18 protein-coding genes are annotated in these 18284 nt (G+C 71.0%); 14 read left to right on the top strand and 4 right to left on the bottom strand.

All coding sequences use genetic code 11. The annotated features are described in order from the left end of the window. The first annotated feature begins 203 nt into the window (after positions 1 to 203). The 14 genes from ACFQS1_RS08320 to ACFQS1_RS08255 all read left to right on the top strand — a co-directional run bounded on the left by ACFQS1_RS08320 (position 204) and on the right by ACFQS1_RS08255 (position 13257). Positions 204 to 1538: a flagellin N-terminal helical domain-containing protein gene (locus ACFQS1_RS08320; RefSeq protein WP_378965612.1), complete on the top strand. Its 1335-nt coding sequence runs from the start codon at positions 204 to 206 to the stop codon at positions 1536 to 1538. A 117-nt stretch (positions 1539 to 1655) separates the two neighbouring features. Then, entirely contained in the window at positions 1656 to 3080 is a 1425-nt protein-coding gene (gene fliD / locus ACFQS1_RS08315; RefSeq protein WP_378965611.1) for a flagellar filament capping protein FliD, read from the top strand. Between the two features lie 36 nt (positions 3081 to 3116). After that, a complete protein-coding gene (locus tag ACFQS1_RS08310; protein ID WP_378965610.1) occupies positions 3117 to 3569 on the top strand; it encodes a flagellar export chaperone FliS in 453 nt (150 codons plus the stop codon). A 4-nt stretch (positions 3570 to 3573) separates the two neighbouring features. Continuing rightward, on the top strand, positions 3574 to 3891 hold the full coding sequence (locus ACFQS1_RS08305; protein ID WP_378965609.1) for a hypothetical protein: 318 nt from the start codon (positions 3574 to 3576) through the stop codon (positions 3889 to 3891). Positions 3892 to 4075: 184 nt separating this feature from the next. Continuing rightward, positions 4076 to 4423, top strand: coding sequence for a flagellar basal body rod protein FlgB (flgB, locus tag ACFQS1_RS08300; protein WP_378965608.1), 348 nt, complete (start codon positions 4076 to 4078; stop codon positions 4421 to 4423). Positions 4424 to 4426: 3 nt separating this feature from the next. Next, entirely contained in the window at positions 4427 to 4819 is a 393-nt protein-coding gene (locus ACFQS1_RS08295; protein WP_378965607.1) for a flagellar basal body rod protein FlgC, read from the top strand. Between the two features lie 11 nt (positions 4820 to 4830). Continuing rightward, entirely contained in the window at positions 4831 to 5166 is a 336-nt protein-coding gene (gene fliE, locus ACFQS1_RS08290; RefSeq protein WP_378965606.1) for a flagellar hook-basal body complex protein FliE, read from the top strand. Between the two features lies 1 nt (position 5167). After that, positions 5168 to 6784 (top strand): flagellar basal-body MS-ring/collar protein FliF, encoded by a 1617-nt coding sequence (gene fliF, locus ACFQS1_RS08285; RefSeq protein WP_378965605.1) that lies wholly within the window; start codon positions 5168 to 5170, stop codon positions 6782 to 6784. Between the two features lie 90 nt (positions 6785 to 6874). Then, on the top strand, positions 6875 to 7900 hold the full coding sequence (gene fliG, locus ACFQS1_RS08280) for a flagellar motor switch protein FliG (protein WP_378965604.1): 1026 nt from the start codon (positions 6875 to 6877) through the stop codon (positions 7898 to 7900). Continuing rightward, on the top strand, positions 7884 to 8564 hold the full coding sequence (locus ACFQS1_RS08275; RefSeq protein WP_378965603.1) for a FliH/SctL family protein: 681 nt from the start codon (positions 7884 to 7886) through the stop codon (positions 8562 to 8564). Before fliG ends, ACFQS1_RS08275 begins: the two co-directional genes overlap by 17 nt. A 19-nt stretch (positions 8565 to 8583) precedes the next feature. Then, positions 8584 to 9891, top strand: a complete 1308-nt coding sequence (locus tag ACFQS1_RS08270; RefSeq protein WP_378965602.1) for a FliI/YscN family ATPase — start codon at positions 8584 to 8586, stop codon at positions 9889 to 9891. Positions 9892 to 10022: 131 nt separating this feature from the next. After that, the gene (locus tag ACFQS1_RS08265) at positions 10023 to 10475 is read left to right on the top strand and encodes a flagellar export protein FliJ (RefSeq protein ID WP_378965601.1); all 453 of its coding nucleotides are present in this window, start codon (positions 10023 to 10025) and stop codon (positions 10473 to 10475) included. After that, complete coding sequence (locus ACFQS1_RS08260; RefSeq protein ID WP_378965600.1) at positions 10472 to 11479, top strand: transglycosylase SLT domain-containing protein; 1008 nt, start codon at positions 10472 to 10474, stop codon at positions 11477 to 11479. Before ACFQS1_RS08265 ends, ACFQS1_RS08260 begins: the two co-directional genes overlap by 4 nt. A gap of 38 nt (positions 11480 to 11517) precedes the next feature. Then, complete coding sequence (locus ACFQS1_RS08255) at positions 11518 to 13257, top strand: flagellar hook-length control protein FliK (RefSeq protein ID WP_378965599.1); 1740 nt, start codon at positions 11518 to 11520, stop codon at positions 13255 to 13257. A 45-nt stretch (positions 13258 to 13302) separates the two neighbouring features. Here the strand turns inward: ACFQS1_RS08255 and ACFQS1_RS08250 are convergent, their stop codons facing one another. The 4 genes from ACFQS1_RS08250 to ACFQS1_RS08235 form a co-directional block, all read right to left on the bottom strand. After that, positions 13303 to 13554: a hypothetical protein gene (locus ACFQS1_RS08250; protein ID WP_378965598.1), complete on the bottom strand. Its 252-nt coding sequence runs from the start codon at positions 13552 to 13554 to the stop codon at positions 13303 to 13305. Then, positions 13551 to 15059, bottom strand: a complete 1509-nt coding sequence (locus ACFQS1_RS08245) for a flagellar biosynthesis protein FlhF (RefSeq protein ID WP_378965597.1) — start codon at positions 15057 to 15059, stop codon at positions 13551 to 13553. The genes ACFQS1_RS08250 and ACFQS1_RS08245 overlap by 4 nt, the downstream gene beginning before the upstream one ends. Further along, a complete protein-coding gene (gene flhA / locus ACFQS1_RS08240) occupies positions 15037 to 17079 on the bottom strand; it encodes a flagellar biosynthesis protein FlhA (protein ID WP_378965596.1) in 2043 nt (680 codons plus the stop codon). Before flhA ends, ACFQS1_RS08245 begins: the two co-directional genes overlap by 23 nt. A 92-nt stretch (positions 17080 to 17171) precedes the next feature. After that, positions 17172 to 18263, bottom strand: coding sequence for an EscU/YscU/HrcU family type III secretion system export apparatus switch protein (locus ACFQS1_RS08235; protein ID WP_378965595.1), 1092 nt, complete (start codon positions 18261 to 18263; stop codon positions 17172 to 17174). Positions 18264 to 18284 lie beyond the last annotated feature (21 nt).

Below are 18284 nucleotides of genomic sequence, written 5' to 3'. Positions count from 1 at the left end.
ATTCGGACAGGTCGGCACGTCCGCCGCTCCGCTGAGGGATTTCGCCCGATCGGGCCTTCCCGGGCTTTCTTCCGGTTCGCCGGAAAAGGACGAATAAATCTCGGAGACTGCTCATGACCGTCGGCGACACGCCGATCGGACCCGGTGTAACGCCACGGCCCCACGGACGGGCCGGACGGACCCTGATCAAGGAGGACAAGCTCATGGGTCTCCGCATCAACCAGAACATCGCCGCGCAGAACGCCTACCGGAACCTGTCGGTCACCGACAGCCAGATGTCGAAGTCCCTGGAGAAGTTGTCCAGCGGTTTCCGCATCAACCGGGCGGCGGACGACGCGGCCGGCCTCTCGATCTCCGAGGGCCTCCGCGCGCAGATCGGCGGCCTCAAGGTCGCCGTGCGCAACACCCAGGACGGCGTCAGCGTCGCGCAGACCGCCGAGGGCTCGCTGAATGAGGTCACGTCGATCCTGCAGCGCATGCGCGACCTCGCCGTCCAGGCGTCCAACTCCGGCGCCACCGACGCGGACGCCGCGGATGCCGCCAACAAGGAGATGGCACAGCTCAACGCCGAACTCGACCGGATCGGGTCGACCACCGCCTTCGGCAAGCAGAAGCTGCTCGACGGCACCTTCGGCGCCACCGTGAAGACCCACTACACCGACGCCGCCACCAACTCGGTCGCCGCGACGGACACGGGCAAGATGGCCGCGTTCGACCCGGCCGGCGTGATCACGACCCCGACCCGCGACCGTGGCGACGGCGTCATGGTCTGGGGTTTCGACCTCACCAAGGTCGCCGGCCTCACCAAGGCGCCGAACGACACCGGTACGACCGATCTGTCCTCGCTCCCGATCAGCGTCGAGATCCAGGCGCTCGACGCCGACGCGACGCCGCAGGACCTGGTCAAGGCCGTCAACTCCGCTATCTCCGACGCGCTCAAGGCGCGCGGCTTCCAGGGCAACGAGGTCACCATGTCGGCCAAGGTCGACGCCAACAACGTGACCACCTTCGGCATGAGCGGCGCGGGCGACTTCGCGATCACCGACACCGACTCTGTCCTGTCCACCGCGGCCACCGTCGCGGCCGGCGACGCCTTCGCCACCGGCGGGCTCGGCATCGACCTGACCACGGACCTGGACCCGACCGGTGGCAACAAGGGCGCGTTCCAGGTCGGGGCGAACGCCAACCAGAAGATCAACATCCAGATCGGCGCCGTGGACTCGCAGAGCCTCGGCACCGCCGCCCTGGACCTCACCGGCGACCCGGACGGCGCGATCACGATTCTGGACAAGGCGCTGCAGTCGGTGTCGGACTCGCGGGCCTCGCTCGGTGCGTACCAGAACCGGTTCGAGCACACCATCAACAACCTCAACGTCGCGGTGGAGAACCTGTCCGCGTCGGAGTCGCGGATCCGGGACACCGACATGGCGCAGGAGATGGTGTCGTACACCCGGGCGCAGATCCTGACCCAGGCCGGCACCTCGATGCTGTCGCAGGCGAACCAGTCCGCGCAGAACGTGCTCTCGCTGCTCCGCTAACCGAGTTGCCACCCTTCCGAACTGAATACGTAACGCTCACGGCCGAATAGGTGGGGGTAGCTGGCAGACGGCGCCGGCTACCCCTGCTTCTATTTCCGCACCGAAAGGCAGGCCACTGTGACCAGCTCTGTTGACGGACTCGTCAGCGGCCTCAGCACGTCTTCCCTGATCAGCCAGCTCATGACGGTCGAGGCCCAGCCGCAGACCCGCCTCAAGTCCAAGGTCACCACGGCACAGACCGCGGTGACCTCGTATCAGTCGGTCAACGCCAAGGCGGCCGCGGTCAAGAGCGCCGGGGACGCGATCAGCCAGCTCAGCACCTGGCGCTCGATCAAGGCGACCTCGAGCTCGCCATCGGTCACCGCCACCACGTCGAACAACCTCAACGCCACCACCGGCAGCCTCACCTTCAACGTGACCGCACTGGCGACCAAGCAGTTCACCTCGCTGCCGGTGGACACCACGATCGAGGACAAGGGCGTCGACGCGAACAACAAGCCGGTCAAGGGACCGATCGACATCACCGACTCCACCAAGATCACAGTCACCAAGGGCGTGTTCGACAACCTGGGCAACCCGACCGGAGACACCACGACGGTCGACATCGACATCACCGCCGACAGGTCGGCGGCCGGCATCGCCAAGGCCATCAACGCGGCCAACACCGGCCTCTCCGCGTACGTGATGAAGACCGGTGACAACGCCGGCGTCCTGCAGATCTCCAGCACGGCCACCGGTACGGCCAACGGCTTCGTGATCAGCGGCCTCGAGGACGCCGGCCTGGGCCCCGCTTCGTCCACCACCTGGGCCGAGGATGCGTCGATCAAGGTCACCGGCGGTGGCGGCTCCACATATGAGCTCACGAGCAGCTCCAACACGTTCACCGGGCTGATGGCCGGCGTGACGCTGACCGTGTCGAAGGTCGAGGACGGCGTCACGGTCGAGGTCGCCAACGACAGCGACGCGATCGCCGACAAGTTCCAGGCGATGGTGGACGCGGCCAACGCGGCGCTCGCCGAGATCGGCACGCAGACCGCGTACGACGCCTCGACCAAGAAGGGCTCGCCGCTCACCGGTGACTTCGCCGTCCGCGAGATGTCGCAGAAGATCCTCAGCCTGATCAGCCGGGGTGTCGACTGGAGCCCCGAGAAGAAGGCGACTCCGCCGATCGACGTCAGCGGCGAGATCCACACGCTCCGGGACCTCGGCATCCAGCTCGACTCGACGGGTCAGCTCAGCTTCGACCGGGCCGCGTTCCTGAACACGTACACGTCGGACCCCGGCCGTGCCCAGAAGGCCGGCATCCGCTTCGGCGACACCGTGGAAGCCCTCGGCGACTCGATGACGACCAACATCAAGTCGATCATCCTGAACCGCAACAACGAGATCAGCACGATCAACGACCAGATCAGCAACTGGGATGTCCGCCTCGCCGCGCGGCGGGAAGCGCTGCAGAAGGAGTACTCCGACCTCGAGGTCGCGCTCGGCAAGCTCAAGGACCAGTCCAACTGGCTCGCCGGACAGCTCGCCGGCCTCTCCTGACCCGTACGCCCCGTCCGCCCCTGACCGAGGAGTCCGATGACCGCCCCGCACCTGCGCGACCGCTACCTGCAGGATTCGATCACTACCGCTTCGCCGGCGAAGCTTCTGCTCATGCTGTACGACCGGCTCGTGCTCGACCTCATGCAGGCCGAGGAGGCCCTGCGTTCCGTGCATCGGATGCAGGAGCAGGGGTGGGTCAGCGACCCCGAGGAGCGCGAGCGCAAGCAGAATCAGCGCGCCGAGGAGCGCACCGCGGCCAACGAGCGGCTCACCCATGCTCAGGAGATCGTTCTGGAGCTGCGTACCAGCCTGGATGTCGACGCCTGGTCGGGTGCGCCGGCCCTGGCCAACCTCTACGGCTGGATGCTCACCGAGCTGATCGGCGCCAACATCAACAAGGACGCCGACCGCGTCGCGGCCTGCCGGGCCCTGGTGGAGCCGCTGCGCGACACCTGGCGAGAAGCGGCCGCCGCGGCCGTCGCGGGCTGAGGCGATGACGGACTGGCGCGGCGCCTGGACCGCCGCCCTGGACGAGCTCGAGCTGGATGTGGCCCAGGTCGAGGCCATGCTGGCCGACGAGCACCGGAACGCCGAGACGCCGCCGGCCGACCTGTGGCGTCCGCCGACCGAGCTCGGCGCCCTGCCGCTCGAACTGAAGCCGCGGGCTGACGAGATCCTCACCCGCCAGCTGCGGGTCGCCGAGGAGATCGCCCGCCGCCTGGTGAGCAACCGTCAGCAGATGGCGATGACCTCGCGGATCGAGACCGGCGAGATGGTCAAGCGGCCCGTGTACGTCGACTGCGCCATGTGACACCGCGTCCCACGTCCCGGGGTCCCCTGCACAAGGGGGCTCCGGGACGTTTTTGCGTGCAACCGCGCGGCAACCGATACGCGCTCAGCGGATCGCGGGCCAGGCCGAACTGCATGGTACGAGCACGGATTGCTCAGAGGAAATAGCCAAGGATCGGCGCCCTGGACCCATCCAAGGAGCTGCTGTGTTCGACGATCTCTCGTCGTCCTCCCTTCGCGTCGCCGCCGCGGGTCTGGCCGCCCGGCAGAGCGCCATCGCCAACAACATCGCGAACATCGAAACCCCCGGCTACCGGGCCCGTAAGGTGGAATTCGAGCAGGCGCTGCACGGCGCGATCGCCCGGGGTGAGTCGCCGGCCCGCGTCTCCCGGGAGACGCTGAACTCGCTGGAGCCCACGCGGCTCAACGGCAGCAACGTCAACCTCGACGAGGAGACGCTGTCGCACATCGACACCACGATGCGCTACCAGCTCACGATGCGAGCCCTGGACAGCAAGTACGGCATGCTGCGCGACGCGATCAAGGGGGCCTGATAAATGAGCACGTTCAACGCGATCGGCGTCGCCGGCTCCGGCGTCACCGTGTACCGCAAGTGGCTGGACGCGGTGTCGGACAACATCGCCAACATCGACAATGTCAGCCGCACTTCCGAGAAGGCCTTCCAGGCCCGCTACGTCGTCGCCCAGGAGGCGGCGGACGGCAACGGGGCCCAGGTCGGCGGGGTCGCGTTCGGCAGTGCCAACGGCGTCCTCGCGTACGACCCGGAGAACCCGCTGGCCGACGCCGAGGGCTACATCCGGCGGCCGGACATCGACCTCGGCGGCCAGATGGCCCAGATGATGATGGCCCAGCGCGCCTACCAGGCGAACCTGGCGGTCGTGGACCGCGCCAAGGACTCGTACACCGCCGCGATCAACCTCGGAAAGTGAGGAGCACCTAGATGACCTCTCCGATCAGTGCCATCAGCGGTCTCTCGGCGGTGGGCGGCATCGACGCGCTCCAGGGCGTCGACGGCCTCTCCGCGAGCGCCGGCGTCCCGGCCCCGTCGGGACCGAACAACGACTTCGTGAGCATGCTGTCCAAGGGGCTGGAGGGCGTGCAGGCCTCGCAGACCAGGGCCGACAACCTGGCCGTCCAGGTCGCCGACGGGACGCTGCAGGACCCGGCGCAGTACACGATGGCCGCCAACGAGGCGTCCCTCGGACTTCAGCTCACGCTCGCCATCCGGAACAAGGCCGTCGAGGCCTTCCAGGAGATCATGAGGATGCAGGCCTGATATGACGGACCGCCTTCCCGCTCCGGTTCGCCGCATCACGGACGCCTTCCGGTCCTTCACGCCGGGTCAGAAGGCCGTCACCATCGCGGCGGTGATCGCTCTTGTCGTCGGCGCGTACTTCTTCGCCACCTGGGCGTCGAAGCCGACGTACTCGATCCTGTTCAACAACCTGTCGACCAAGGACGCCAGCGCGATCGTCGAGTCGCTGCAGAAGTCGAACACGAAGTACGAGCTGGCCAACGACGGGCAGACCATCATGGTCCCGCAGGACCAGGTGAACAGCCTGCGGCTTTCGCTGAGCGGCGAGGGCCTGCCCGGCGACGCCGGCACCGGTTACGCGCTGCTCGACCAGCAGGGCATCACCACGAGCGACTTCATGCAGCACACGAACTACCAGCGAGCCCTGGAGGGCGAGCTCTCCAACACGATCAAGTCGATCGAGGGCGTCGAGGCGGCCACCGTGCACCTGGTGATCCCGCAGAAGGACGTCTTCGCCGACGACCAGGACAAGCCGACCGCGTCGGTGCTGGTCGCGTCGAAGAGCACCCAGCCGCTGAGCGGCCAGCAGGTGCAGGCCATCGTCCACCTGGTCGCCTCCAGCGTCGAGGGCCTCGACCCGACCGAGATCACCGTGGCCGGCGCGGACGGCCGGATCCTGTCCACCGGCGGCGGCGCGGCCGTCGGCAGCGGCGCGGACAGCGGCAACGAGGCCCAGACCGTCGCGTTCCAGAGCCGGATGAACGCCTCGCTGCAGAAGATGCTGGACAGCGTGGTCGGCCCCGGGCACGCGGTGGTCACGACCACCGCCGAGCTGGACTTCGACCAGACCCAGACGACCAGCAAGACGTACAACTCCGACCCGTCGCTGCCGGCGCTGTCGGAGAGCAACAGCCGGGAGGCGTACAACGGGGCCGGCAACTGCGCCGGCGGCGTCCTCGGCCCGGACAACATCTCCGGACCGGGCTGCACCACCGGCACGACCGGCACCGGCCAGTACGAGAACAGCCAGTCCGTCAAGAACAACGCGATCAACGAGACCAACGAGGTCCGCAAGAGCGCCCCGGGCAGCATCAAGCGGATGAACGTGGCCGTCCTGCTGGACAGCACCACCGCCGGCACCATCGACCCGGCCCAGGTGCAGCAGCTGGTCACCGCGGCGGCCGGCGTCGACGCCAGCCGCGGCGACACCATCGCGGTCAGCGCCATGCCGTTCGACACCAGCGCGGCCCAGGCCGCCCAGCAGGCCCTGAACGCCGCCACCGCGGCCGAGCAGTCGGCCAAGCAGACGACGCTGATCAAGACCGCGGCGCTCGCCGCCGTGGTGCTGGCGCTGATCTTCCTCGCCTGGCGGGCCAGCCGCCGGTCGAACAAGCGCAAGGCCCTGACCCCCGAGGAGCGCAAGCACCTCGAGGACATGCAGGCCGCCCTCGAGCAGCAGCGACTGATCGAGCTGAACGAGGCCATCCCGGCCCAGATGCTCGAGGCCCCGCCCGAGTCGTACCCGGACGGGCAGGCCCGGCAGGAGCGGGTCCGCGAGATCGAGCAGATGGTGCAGGACCAGCCCGACGAGATGGCGGTACTGCTGCGCGGCTGGCTTGCCGCCGACTCCACGCACTGAGCCCGGACGGGCGGCCGGCTTTCGCCGGCCGCCCGTTTTGCTGCGTTCTGCGGTTTAAGATGGCTTAGGTCGGGCCTGAGGGAGTACGCGTTGACGACACCGCAACTCACCACGCTGTCCATGACGGGCGTGCGCAAAGCGGCAATCATGATGGTCCAGTTCGGCAAGGAACACTCCGCCCAGATCCTGGCGAACATGTCCGAGAAAGAGGTCGAGATGATCTCGGCCGAGATCGCGCGGCTGGGCAAGCTCGACCCGATCGTCGTCGACGACGTGATGGACGAGTTCTACGCCATGGCGACCACCCGGTACGCCGGCTCCGGCGGCATGGACTACGCCCGCGAGCTGCTTGAGGCGTCCCTCGGCAAGGAGCGCGCCGCGCTCATCCTGGACCGCCTCGAAGCCTCGATGAACGACATCCCGTTCAACTTCCTCAGCCACGCCGACCCCCGGCAGCTGCTCTCGTACGTGCAGTACGAGCACCCGCAGACGATCGCCCTGGTCCTCGCGCACATCCCGGCGGCGCTCGCCTCGTCGATCCTGGCCGGCCTCTCGCTGGAGGTGCAGACCGAGGTCGCGCACCGGATCGCGGTGATGGACCGCACCTCGCCCGAGATCATCCGGCAGGTCGAGGCGGCGCTGCAGCGCAAGCTCTCCACCGTGCTCCAACCGGACGAGCTCTCCACGGTCGGCGGCCTCCAGCCGCTGGTCGACATCATCAACCGCGCCGACCGCACCACCGAGCGGCTCATCCTGGAGGCCCTGGACGCCCGCAGCCCCGAGCTGGCCGAGGAGATCCGGCGCCGGATGTTCATGTTCGAGGACATCATCAACCTCGACGACCGCGCGGTGCAGCTGGTGCTGCGGCAGGTCGAGCCGGCCGACCTCGCCACCGCCCTCAAGGGTGTGCCCGAGACCGTCCGCGACAAGGTCACCAAGAACCTCTCCGAGCGCGGCCGGGAGAACCTGCTCGAGGAGATCGACCTGCTCGGCCCGGTCAAGGTCAAGATGGTCGAGGAGGCCCAGGCGAAGATCGTCTCGGTCATCCGCTCGCTCGAGGACTCCGGCCAGATCGAGGTCCAGCGCGGCGGCGAGGCCGATGAGCTCATCGCCTGACCCGCGCAACCCGGTGATCCGCGGCACGGTCGCGCAGAGCGCGGCCGCCGCCAAGTTCGCCAAGGACCTGCGCACCGAGGAGCCCGGGGGCAGCGCCGAGGCGCTGGAACGCGCCAAGGAGCGGGCCCGCACCACCGGGTACGCCGAGGGCTGGGCCCAGGGCCAGCGCGAGGCCGCGGTGGTCGCCGAGGAGGCCGCGGCCCGCGCCAAGATCAGCGAGCAGCAGTACGAGCAGCGGCGCGCGGCCGCCCTCGCGCAGGCCGTCAACGCGCTCGGCCGGGCCGTCACCGAGCTCGAGACCCAGCTCATGCCGACCTTCACCGAACTGCAGGAGGTGCTGCTCACGCACGCCTTCGAGCTGGCCGAGGCGATCGTCGGGCGCTCGCTGGACGACCCGCAACGGCGTACCGCGGACGCGCTGCGCCGGGCCATGGCCGCGGCGCCGGAGTCCGGCACGCTGGTCGTGCACCTCTCCCCCGACGACTACCAGACGCTGGTCGGCGCGGACGGGCCCGCCGACTTCGACCACGAGGGGCGGCACGTGAGCCTGCGACCCGACCCCGCGCTGCGCCCGGGCGACGCCACCGCTCAGACCGGCATGGCGACCGTGGACGCCACCATCGCGGCCGCGGTGGCCCGTGCCCGGGAGGCGCTGCGCCTCTGAACCCGCTTGGGGGTCCCGCATGACCGATCTGTTCCGCCACCGGATGGAGGCGGCGATGAAGGCGGCCCGGCCGCTGTCCCGCGGCAAGGTGATCGGCGCGGTCGGCCTCCGGGTGACGGTGAGCGGCCTCGCGGCCCGGGTGGGCGACCTGCTCCAGATGGGCGACGGCCCGGACGCGGTGCTGGCCGAGGTGGCCGCGATCGACGGCGACAAGCTCTCCTGCCTGCCGCTCGGCCCGCTCGCCGGCATCGGCGGCGGCACCCCGGTGACCACCACCGGCGGCCCGCTGCGGGTGGCGGTCGGCCCCGATCTGCGCGGCCGGATCCTGGACGGCCTGGGCCGGCCGATGGACGACGGCCCGCCGCTGCGCGGCGAGATGGTGAGCATCGAGGCGGCCCCGCCCTCGGCGATGGAGCGCCAGCTGGTCGATGCCCCGATGCCCTTGGGCGTACGGGTTCTCGACACGCTCGTGCCGTGCGGCCGGGGCCAGCGCATCGGCATCTTCGCCGGCTCCGGAGTCGGCAAGTCCAGCCTGATGAGCATGATCACACGAGGCACCTCGGCCGAGATCAACGTGGTGGCGCTGGTCGGCGAGCGCGGCCGCGAGGTGCGCGAGTTCATCGAGCACGACCTGGGTCCGGAGGGCCTGGCCCGCTCGGTCGTGGTCATCGCCACCTCGGACGCGGCGCCGCTGGTGCGGTTGCGGGCCGGCGCCGTGGCCACCCGGATCGCCGAGTACTACCGGGACGAGGGCGCCGACGTGCTGCTGCTGATGGACAGCGTGACGCGGGCGGCGATGGCGCAGCGTGAGGTGGGCCTGTCGGTGGGCGAGCCGCCGGCCACCCGCGGGTACCCGCCGTCGGTCTTCGCCATGCTGGCCTCGCTGCTGGAGCGGGCCGGGCCGGGCGCGCGTGGCAGCATCACCGGCCTCTACACCGTGCTGGTCGAGGGCGACGACCACAACGAGCCGATCGCCGACGCGGCCCGCTCGATCCTCGACGGCCACGTCGTGCTCGACCGCAAGCTGGCCACCGCCGGCCATTTCCCGGCCGTCCAGGCGCTCGACTCGATCTCCCGGGTAGCCAACAAGATCACCACCCGGGAGCAGCGGGCCGACGCCACCGAGCTGCGCCGCCTGATGGCGGCCCACCGCGAGGTACGCGAGCTGATCGAGATCGGCGCCTACGTGCCCGGCACCAACCCGGATGCCGACCGCGCCAACGCCATCTGGCCCCGGATCACCGCCTTCCTCCGGCAGGACCTCGACGAGCGCGTGACCCCCGAGGAAGCCTGGGCGCAGCTGCACGCCATCGTCACCGCAACCTGAAGAAACGCCGCGATGCCGGAGGCGACGCCAGCCAGCTCTGTTGCTATGCGGGTGCAGGGGCTCAGCGATGGGGGCCCGGGGCCGAAGCGGTCAGGTGAGGGAAAGCCCGCCCGCTAGGAGGCAGAGAAACCTTGAACCGCTTCTTCCGACTCAGCCCGGTGCTCCGCGCCCGCAAGGCGCAGGAGGACGCGGCCCGCGGCGCCGTGAACCAGTCGCGCGCCGAGATCCGCGAGGCTCAGGCCCTGGTGAAGCGCCGCCACCTCAACCTGGTCGGCGCCGAGGCCCCCAACGAGGGCACCGCCCGCGCCCTGGTCGCCTCGCTGGTGGCCCGGCAGTCGCTGGCGGCCGGCCTCTTCGACGCGCAGCGCATGGTGACCGACGCCGAGCAGGTCGAGCGGGAGCGGACGGCCGCCCTGGCCGACGCGACCAAGCGCCGCCGCGCCGTCGAGCTGATGGCCGAGCGGCACGCCGAGCTGGTCCGCGTCCACGACCTGCGGGTCGACCAGGCCGCCCTGGACGAGCTGGCGGTGACCGCCAAGGCCCGCAACGCAGCCCGCGGCCTCACCGAGGGGAGCCCGGCATGACGATGATGGGTGTGACCGGGGTGCTCTCCCGGATCCAGCAGCTGCAGGGCCAGCTCGGCCTCGACCCGGTGAGCCCGGACGGCGCCACCTCCGCCGGCACGGTGACCATGAGGACCGGCGTCGGCGCCGACCCCACCTTCGCCTCGCTGCTCGCCGACGCCACCGGCGGACGGCCGCTCACCTCGGGCGGCGGCGTCTCCGGCGACGACGTCGTGTCCGCCGCCAAGAAGTACCTCGGCACGCCGTACGTCTTCGGCAGCACCGACCCGGGCAAGGGCCTGGACTGCTCGGCGCTGGTCCAGCGCGCGTACGCGGATCTGGGCATTCAGCTGCCGCGCAACTCGTGGCAGCAGGCCAAGGCCGGCCAGCCGGTGGCGAGCCTCGCCGCGGCGCGCCCGGGCGACATCCTGGCCTTCGACAAGCCGGTCGACCACGTCGCCATCTACCTGGGCAACAACCAGATGATCGCGGCGCCCAAGCCGGGCGACCACGTCAAGATCCAGAAGGTGTACGAGAAGCCCACGCACATCCGCCGGGTGATCTCCGATGCCGACCAGGTCGCGGCGCAGAACATGGCCGCGGTCCGGCCGGCCGCGCTGAACGGGAGCGGGTCGCTCGCCGGCGTCCCGTACGGCGACCTGTTCGTCAAGGCCGGCACGAAGTACGGCGTCTCGCCGAAGCTGCTCGCGGCCGTGGCCAAGGTCGAGTCCGGCTACGACCCGCGCGCGGTGAGCAAGGTCGGCGCCCGCGGCCTGATGCAGCTCATGCCGTCCACCGCCAAGGGCCTCGGCGTCGAGAACGCCTTCGACCCCGAGCAGGCGATCCTCGGCGGGGCCAAGCTGCTGGCCCGCAACCTGCGCGAGTTCAAGTCGCTGCCGCTGGCGCTGGCCGCCTACAACGCGGGTGGCGGCGCCGTGAAGAAGTACGGCGGCATCCCGCCGTACGCCGAGACCCAGGCCTATGTGCCGAAGGTCCAGAACGCCCTCGCCGCGCTCGGCGGCTGACCCGCTCTCCCTCGACCCCGAACAGGAGAATCATGAAGATGCCGAGTTCCGTGACGGGACCGGAGCGCGCCGGCGCGCCCGACGCCGGACGACGGGCCGGTAACCGTTCGCAGGGTGGCGAGGACTTCGGCTCGGCGCTCTCCGCCGAGCTGGACAAGCCTGGGCGCGACCGGGAGTCCCCGGCCGAGACCGGGCGCAACGCCGCGCAGCGCTCGGAGGCGGCACGGCGGGCCCGCGCGGCCGCCGACCGCGCGGCCGCGCAGCGATCCGACCGAGCCGACGCCACGCACGGCGCCGGCGACCGGCCCGACGCCCGGCGCGCCGAGAACCGCCGCCCCGCCGGCCAGGACGACACCGGTACCGACCAGATGCGCGCCCGCCAGGTGCGCGCCGGCGAAACCGAGGACACCCCGCACGCCGCCGCGACCGCCGAGGTCGAGGACGGCGGCGAGGTCAAGGACAAGGACGAGGCGAAGAGCAAGGACGGCGCTGACCCGGCCGAGGCCGCCGGCACGCCGGCTCTTGGGGCGACCGTGCCCGGCCCGGTCCCGGCCGCTCCCGCCGTGCCCGTGCCCACCGCCCCGACCTCCGCGGGCGCCGCCGACGCCGCGAAGCCGAACGCCGCCACCGGCGTCACGTCGGTTTCCGGCGTCGCCGCTGGTCCGTCGGCACCGGGTCCCGACGCCGCCACGAGCACCGGCCCGACACCGGGTTCGCCCCCTCCGAACGCCGACGCCGCCGCGCCGGCCGCGCCGGCCGGCACGGTCCGGGACGCCTCGGGCAAGCCGGCCGCGACCGCCGACCCCGCCCAGACCATCGGGGCGCCCGGCAGCGGGACAACGCAGTCCGTGGGCCAGGCGCAGGGACCGGCACAACCTCAGCCTCGGGATCAGGCCGGCCAGGCCGCGACCGGCACACCGGCCGCTACGACCGGCCCGGCCACCGGCCAGGCGACCCCGCCCGGCACCGCCACGGCGGCTCCGGACGCCCAGGCACCCACCCCGGCGTTGGCGACACCGGCCACCGCGTCGGCGGCTTTGGGAACCGGAAGCACCGAGACCGCGGCACCGGCCGACGCGTCGACGGCCAGCACTCCGAGCATCGGCGACCAGCCGGCCCCGGCCCCCGTGCCGGCCGCCTCCGCCGACGAGCCGGTCACGCCCGGCCTTGCGACCGCGGAGGCGACCGGCCTTCCGCCCGCGCCGGCCACGACCCCGGGGGTCGCGGCCGATGGCGCCGCCAATCCGGGCGTACTCGGTCAGGCGGGCCTCGCCGGTGTCACCGGACCGCAACCCACCGCCCCGGCCGCCCCCGCGGCCGGCACGCCGCCACCCACCACGCCGGTGCCGACGCCGCCCGCCGCCGCCCAGGTGGCGATGCGGATCGCGCCGCTGCGGCTGGAGCCCGACGGCGTGCACCGGCTGACCGTGCACCTGCACCCGGTCGACCTCGGCCCGATCCAGGTGGTGGCCGAGATCCGCAACGGGGACATCAACCTGCAGCTGACCGGCACCACCGACGCCGGCACCGGCGCCCTGCGCGACGCGCTGGGCGACCTGCGGCGCGAGCTCGAGGACTCCGGCTTCGGCAACTGCACGCTCGACCTCCGGCAGGGCACCGCCCAGCAGGAGCAGGCACGGCAGCAGTTCGCCGCGGCCGGCTACGCCTCGGGCGGACGCCGCGACGCCGGATCCGCCGTCCCGTCCGCGCCGGTGACGCCGGCCGAGCCCAGCACCCGGCGCACGCCGGGCAGCGGCCGCCTGGACGTGCACGCCTGATCGCCGAACGACGCCGGTGGACACGTTCGGTGTCCACCGGCGTCGTCATGCGGGCTTCTCGACCTCGTGCACGTCCACCGGGGTGGGCGTCACGGGGGTGCCCTCCGGCTCCTCGTCGTCGGTGCGGCCGTAGCCGGCCGTCACGAAGCGGAGCGCCGCCAGCAGCAGGGCCGCGATCGGCACCGCGATGATGAAGCGGATCAGCACGTCGGTGAGGTCCAGCTGGTCGAGCACGTATCGGTACAGGGCCGGCGCGCTGATCACGAACGCGAACAGCAGGACCGACGGACGGATCACTGCCTCGTGCGTGACGTCCGGCGAGGCGGCGCCGCCACCGGCATCACGTCCGTCGCGATCCGGGCGCACAGCATCGCCGCCCAGACGTGCGGGGTGGCCGACCTGCCGTCCAGCGAGTAGATCGGCAGGTCCAGCCCGAGCACCGAGGCCGGGTCGGCGGTGATCTCCACGCTGTGCACCACCAGCGCCTCGACCTCACCGAGCGTCCGCAGGTGGCGGGCCGTGTCGGCGGTCTTGCGGGTGGCGTCGACGATCGCCCAGACCGCGGTGGCCCCGATCGCGTCGCACATCTCGTTGACCCACAGCGGGTCGGTGCCGCCCACCGGCGCATCCAGCACGACGATCCACGCCTGATCGGCGTTGTGCAGCTTCTCAGCCCGCGACTCGGCCGCCAGCTGGTCGGGGATCAGGCGGGACGAGTGCAGCCCGGTGCCAGCCGTCGACTCGGCGGCGAGCAGCAGGTGGTTCTCCGGCACGCCGATCTGGTCGAGCAGCTGCCGGCCGATGTGCACGCCGAGGTTGATGTCGCCGGCCAGCACCAGGATCTCGCCCGGCCCGTCCGGGACGGCGGGCGCCGAGGGCCGGGCCGCGAGCACGCTGAGCACCCCGGCGTACGTGTCGGCGCCGGTGATCTGCCGGGCCATCGACTCGGGCATGCCGACCGACATGAGGTTGCGAATCACCGGCTCGTTGTCCGCCGTCGGCGCGGCGTGCGCGGGCGACATCGCGGCGGCCGGCTTCGCCTCGGGCATGGTGATCGGCGCCGGCTCGGCCTCCGCCTCGGGCGCCCGGATCGGCGCGTCCTGCTCGACCTCCACCTGCCCCGCCAGTCCGCCGATCCGCTCGGCCAGGCTCGGCATCGTCGCCTTCGGCGGCGTGTTCACCGGTGTCTCGGTGGTCGCGGCCGGCCGGAACGGCCGCACCGTCGGCGCGTCTTCCCCACGCGCCGGCGTTGCGGTGGCCGGCTTCGGCGGCGTCCGCTCGATTCCGGGTTCGGCCGTGGCGTCCAGGCCGGCCATGAGCTCGGCGAAGGCCGCGCTGGTGTCGCTGAGCCCGGCGCCGCGGCTGACGTCCGCGTCCGGGCTGCGCACTTCGGCCGGCGGCTGGGCGCGCGGCGGTTCGGCCGGGCGCGGCGCGGTGGCCGGCCGGGCCTGGGCGGCCGGCCGGGAGAACGTCGTCTCCCCGGGCCGGGCCGTGCCGAAGGTGGCGGGCGTGACGGTACGGGCCGGCTCGTCCACCCGGTCCTGCGACTCGGCCCGCTCAAGCAGCCGCTCCAGCGTGTGCGCGTTCTCGGTCGTCGTACGTTTCGCCATGTCATTCCTGTCCTCGTTCGGGTCCGGAACCTCCACGGAAAGCTCGTAATGCTGCTTCGCGAAGAAGCCACCGACGCCGCCACTGCGAACCTTGTCGGCGGAGATGATCCGGACACCGGAGCCGTACTCATCGCGTACCTGAGCCAGCAAAGGCTCGATGGCCGGTCCCTCAAGCAGCACCCGCGTAGGCACCGTTCACCACCCCTATCGTCTCGATCTGTGCTGTGGAACCAGAGATTTCGCCGTACGACAGCACCTGCACCCGGCGTGAGCCGGCGCGCAGCAGTCGCATCAGTGGCAGCCGCAGCTGTGGCGAGCACGCAAGCACGGGCGTGAGGCCCTGCTGCTCCGCGGTCTCGGCCAAGCGTGCGGCTTCGCTGACGATCGCCTCGGCACGCAAGCCGTCGATCGCCATGAAGGCTCCCGTCTCGCTCGGCCGCAACGATTCGAGCAGTTGTTGCTCGAGCATGGGATCGAGGGTGATCACCGTGAGCCGGCCGCCGGACACATAGCTGGCGGCGATGGCCGGGCCGAGCGCGGAACGGGCCGCCTCGACCAGGCCGTCGGGATCGACGGAGACCTTCGCTCGCAGACTGAGCGCCTCGAAGATTCGGACCAGGTCGCGAATGGGCACGCCCTCGTCCAGCATGGCCTGCAGCACCTTCTGGATCTGACCCAGGCTGAGCACCGAAGGGGTCAGCTCCTCCACCACGACCGGATGGGTGCGCTTGACCATCTCGGTCAGCGCCCGGACGTCCTCGCGGCCGAGCAGCCGGCTCGCGTTGCTGCGGACCACCTCGGCCAGGTGCGTGATGATCACGCTGGCCCGGTCGACGACCGTCGCCCCGGAGAGCTCGGCCTGATAGTGCAGCTCGGCCGGCACCCATTTGCCGGGCAGGCCGAACACGGGCTCGATGCCGGCGCGGCCGGGCAACCCTTGCAGCCCCTCGCCGATCGCCAGCACCGTGCCGGGCGGAGCTTCGCCGGTTCCGGCGTCAACCCCGGAAATTCTGATCGCGTACGACGAAAGCGGCAGATCCAAGTCGTCGCGCGTCCGCACCGGCGGCATGATCACGCCGAGCTCCATCGCCATCTTGCGGCGCAGCGCGCGTACCCGATCGAGCAGGTCACCGCTGCTGGTGTCGACCAGGTCGACGAGGTCGGGCGAGAGCGCGAGCTCGAGCGGGTCGACCCGCATCTCGCCGAGCAGCTGCTCGGGCGAGTCGGGCGCGGGCATCTCGACGGCCTCGCTGACCGCCGCCTCGGCCTCCGGGACCGGGTCCTTGACCCGTTGCGCGATCACCAGCACCGCCACGCCGACCAGCAGGAACGGCACCTTGGGCAGGCCGGGGATGACGCAGAGGGCGAGCGCCGCGCCGCCGCCGATGCGCAGCGCCAGCTTGTTCTGGCTGAGCTGGGCGGTGACGCTGGAGCCCATGTCGCCGGAGGTGGCCGAGCGGGTCACGATCAGGCCGGTCGCGACCGACAGCAGCAGCGCGGGGACCTGGGAGACCAGGCCGTCGCCGACGCTCAGCAGGCTGTACTGGTTCATGGCGTCGGTGGCCGACAGCCCGTGCTGGGCGATGCCGACCGCGAAGCCGCCGACCAGGTTGATCAGCGTGATGATGATGGCCGCGATCGCGTCGCCCTTGACGAACTTGGAGCCACCGTCCATGGCGCCGTAGAAGTCGGCCTCGGCGGCCACCTCGGCCCGGCGCTTCTTGGCCTCGGACTCGTCGATCAGGCCGGCGTTGAGGTCGGCGTCGATCGCCATCTGCTTGCCGGGCATGGCGTCGAGGGTGAACCGGGCGCCCACCTCGGCGACCCGCTCGGCGCCCTTGGTCACCACGACCATCTGGACGATCACCAGGATCAGGAAGATGACCAGGCCGATGACGAGGTTGCCGCCGACCACGAAGCTGCCGAACGCATGGATGACCTTGCCGGCGTCGCCGTCGCGCAGCACGAGCCGGGTGGCGCTGATGTTGAGCGCCAGGCGGAAGAGGGTGGCGACCAGAAGCAGCGCCGGGAAGACCGAGAAGTCCAGTGGGCGCTGCACGAACATGCTGGTCAGCAGGATCAGCAGGGCACCGGTGATGTTGAACGCGATCAGCGTGTCCAGCAGGAAGGTCGGCAATGGTACGACCATCATGATGATGATGCCGATGACCCCGATGGGTACGGCAAGCCGGCTGATGTTGCGGTTCTTCACGGCACCTTCCCGAGAACAGGGTGTAGCTCACCCATCAGCCAGATCCTCCCTCGTTCGAGGGACGCATGTGAGGAAATCTCCTAAATTTTCGGTTATGCGGCCTGTGAGGCGGAGGAGGGGTTGCGGTGCAGACCAGCAGCCGAACCCTTCGCTTTCAGGCTCATCACGAACGCCAGCACCTTCGCCACCGCGCCGTAGAACTCGGCCGGGATCTCGGCACCCACGTCGCAGCCGCCGTGCAGCGCCCGGGCCAAGGGCACGTCCTGCACCATCGGCACGCGGTGCTCGGCCGCGATCTCGCGGATCTTGGTGGCGATCGGCCCCGATCCCTTGGCCACCACCCGCGGCGCGCCCTTGGTGGGCTCGTACCGCAGCGCCACTGCGACGTGGGTCGGGTTGACCAGCACCACGTCGGCCAGCGGCACGTCGGCCATCTGCCGGTTGCGGGCCATGGCCATCTGCCGCGCCCGGATCTGCGCCTTGATCAGCGGGTCACCCTCGGCGTTCTTGTTCTCCTGCTTGACCTCTTCCTTGGTCATCCGCAGTTGCTTGTTGGTGCGCCGGCGCACCACGAAGTAGTCGGCCGCGGCCATCACGATGCCGGCCACCGAGGCGGCCCGGATCAGCCCGATGGTGGCGTCCTTGACGGTGGACACGAGCGCGGCCAGCGGTAGTTGCCCGGCCGTCATCAGGGTCGGGATGAGGTCCTTGGTCGTGGTGTACAGCACGGCGGCCAGCACCGCGGTCTTGACCAGGGCTTTCGTGCCCTCCCAGAGGGCTTGCGGGCCCAGCATCTTCTTGATCCCGGGCAGCGGGTTGAGCCGGCTGAACTTTGGGATGAACAGCTTGGTGGCGACCCGGATGCCGCCCTGCGCGCCGGCCGCCGCGATGCCGACCGCCATGAGCGTGGCCGACAGCGGCAGCACGGCCCAGGCGGCGGCGAACCCGGCGTCCTTGAGCATGTGCAGCGCCAGCGCCGGTTCCGGGTTCTCGATCACCTGGGGCACCCGGGCCAGCAGCTCGCGGGCGTGGCCGAGCGCGGAGCCCATGGTCTTGGGCAGCATGATGCTGGCCGCCAGCATGCCGAACCACGCGCCGATGTCCTGGCTGCGGCCGATCTGACCCTCGCGCTTGGCCTTCTTGAGCCGCTGCTGGGTCGGTTGTTCGGTCTTCTCGCCTGGCATCTCACCTCCCTCTCCAACGGT

This window comes from Paractinoplanes rhizophilus (genome assembly GCF_042664765.1).
Lineage (GTDB): Bacteria > Actinomycetota > Actinomycetes > Mycobacteriales > Micromonosporaceae > Actinoplanes > Actinoplanes rhizophilus.
The sequence above is the reverse complement of the archived record's forward strand: the minus strand, read 5'-3'. Positions and strand labels throughout refer to the sequence as shown.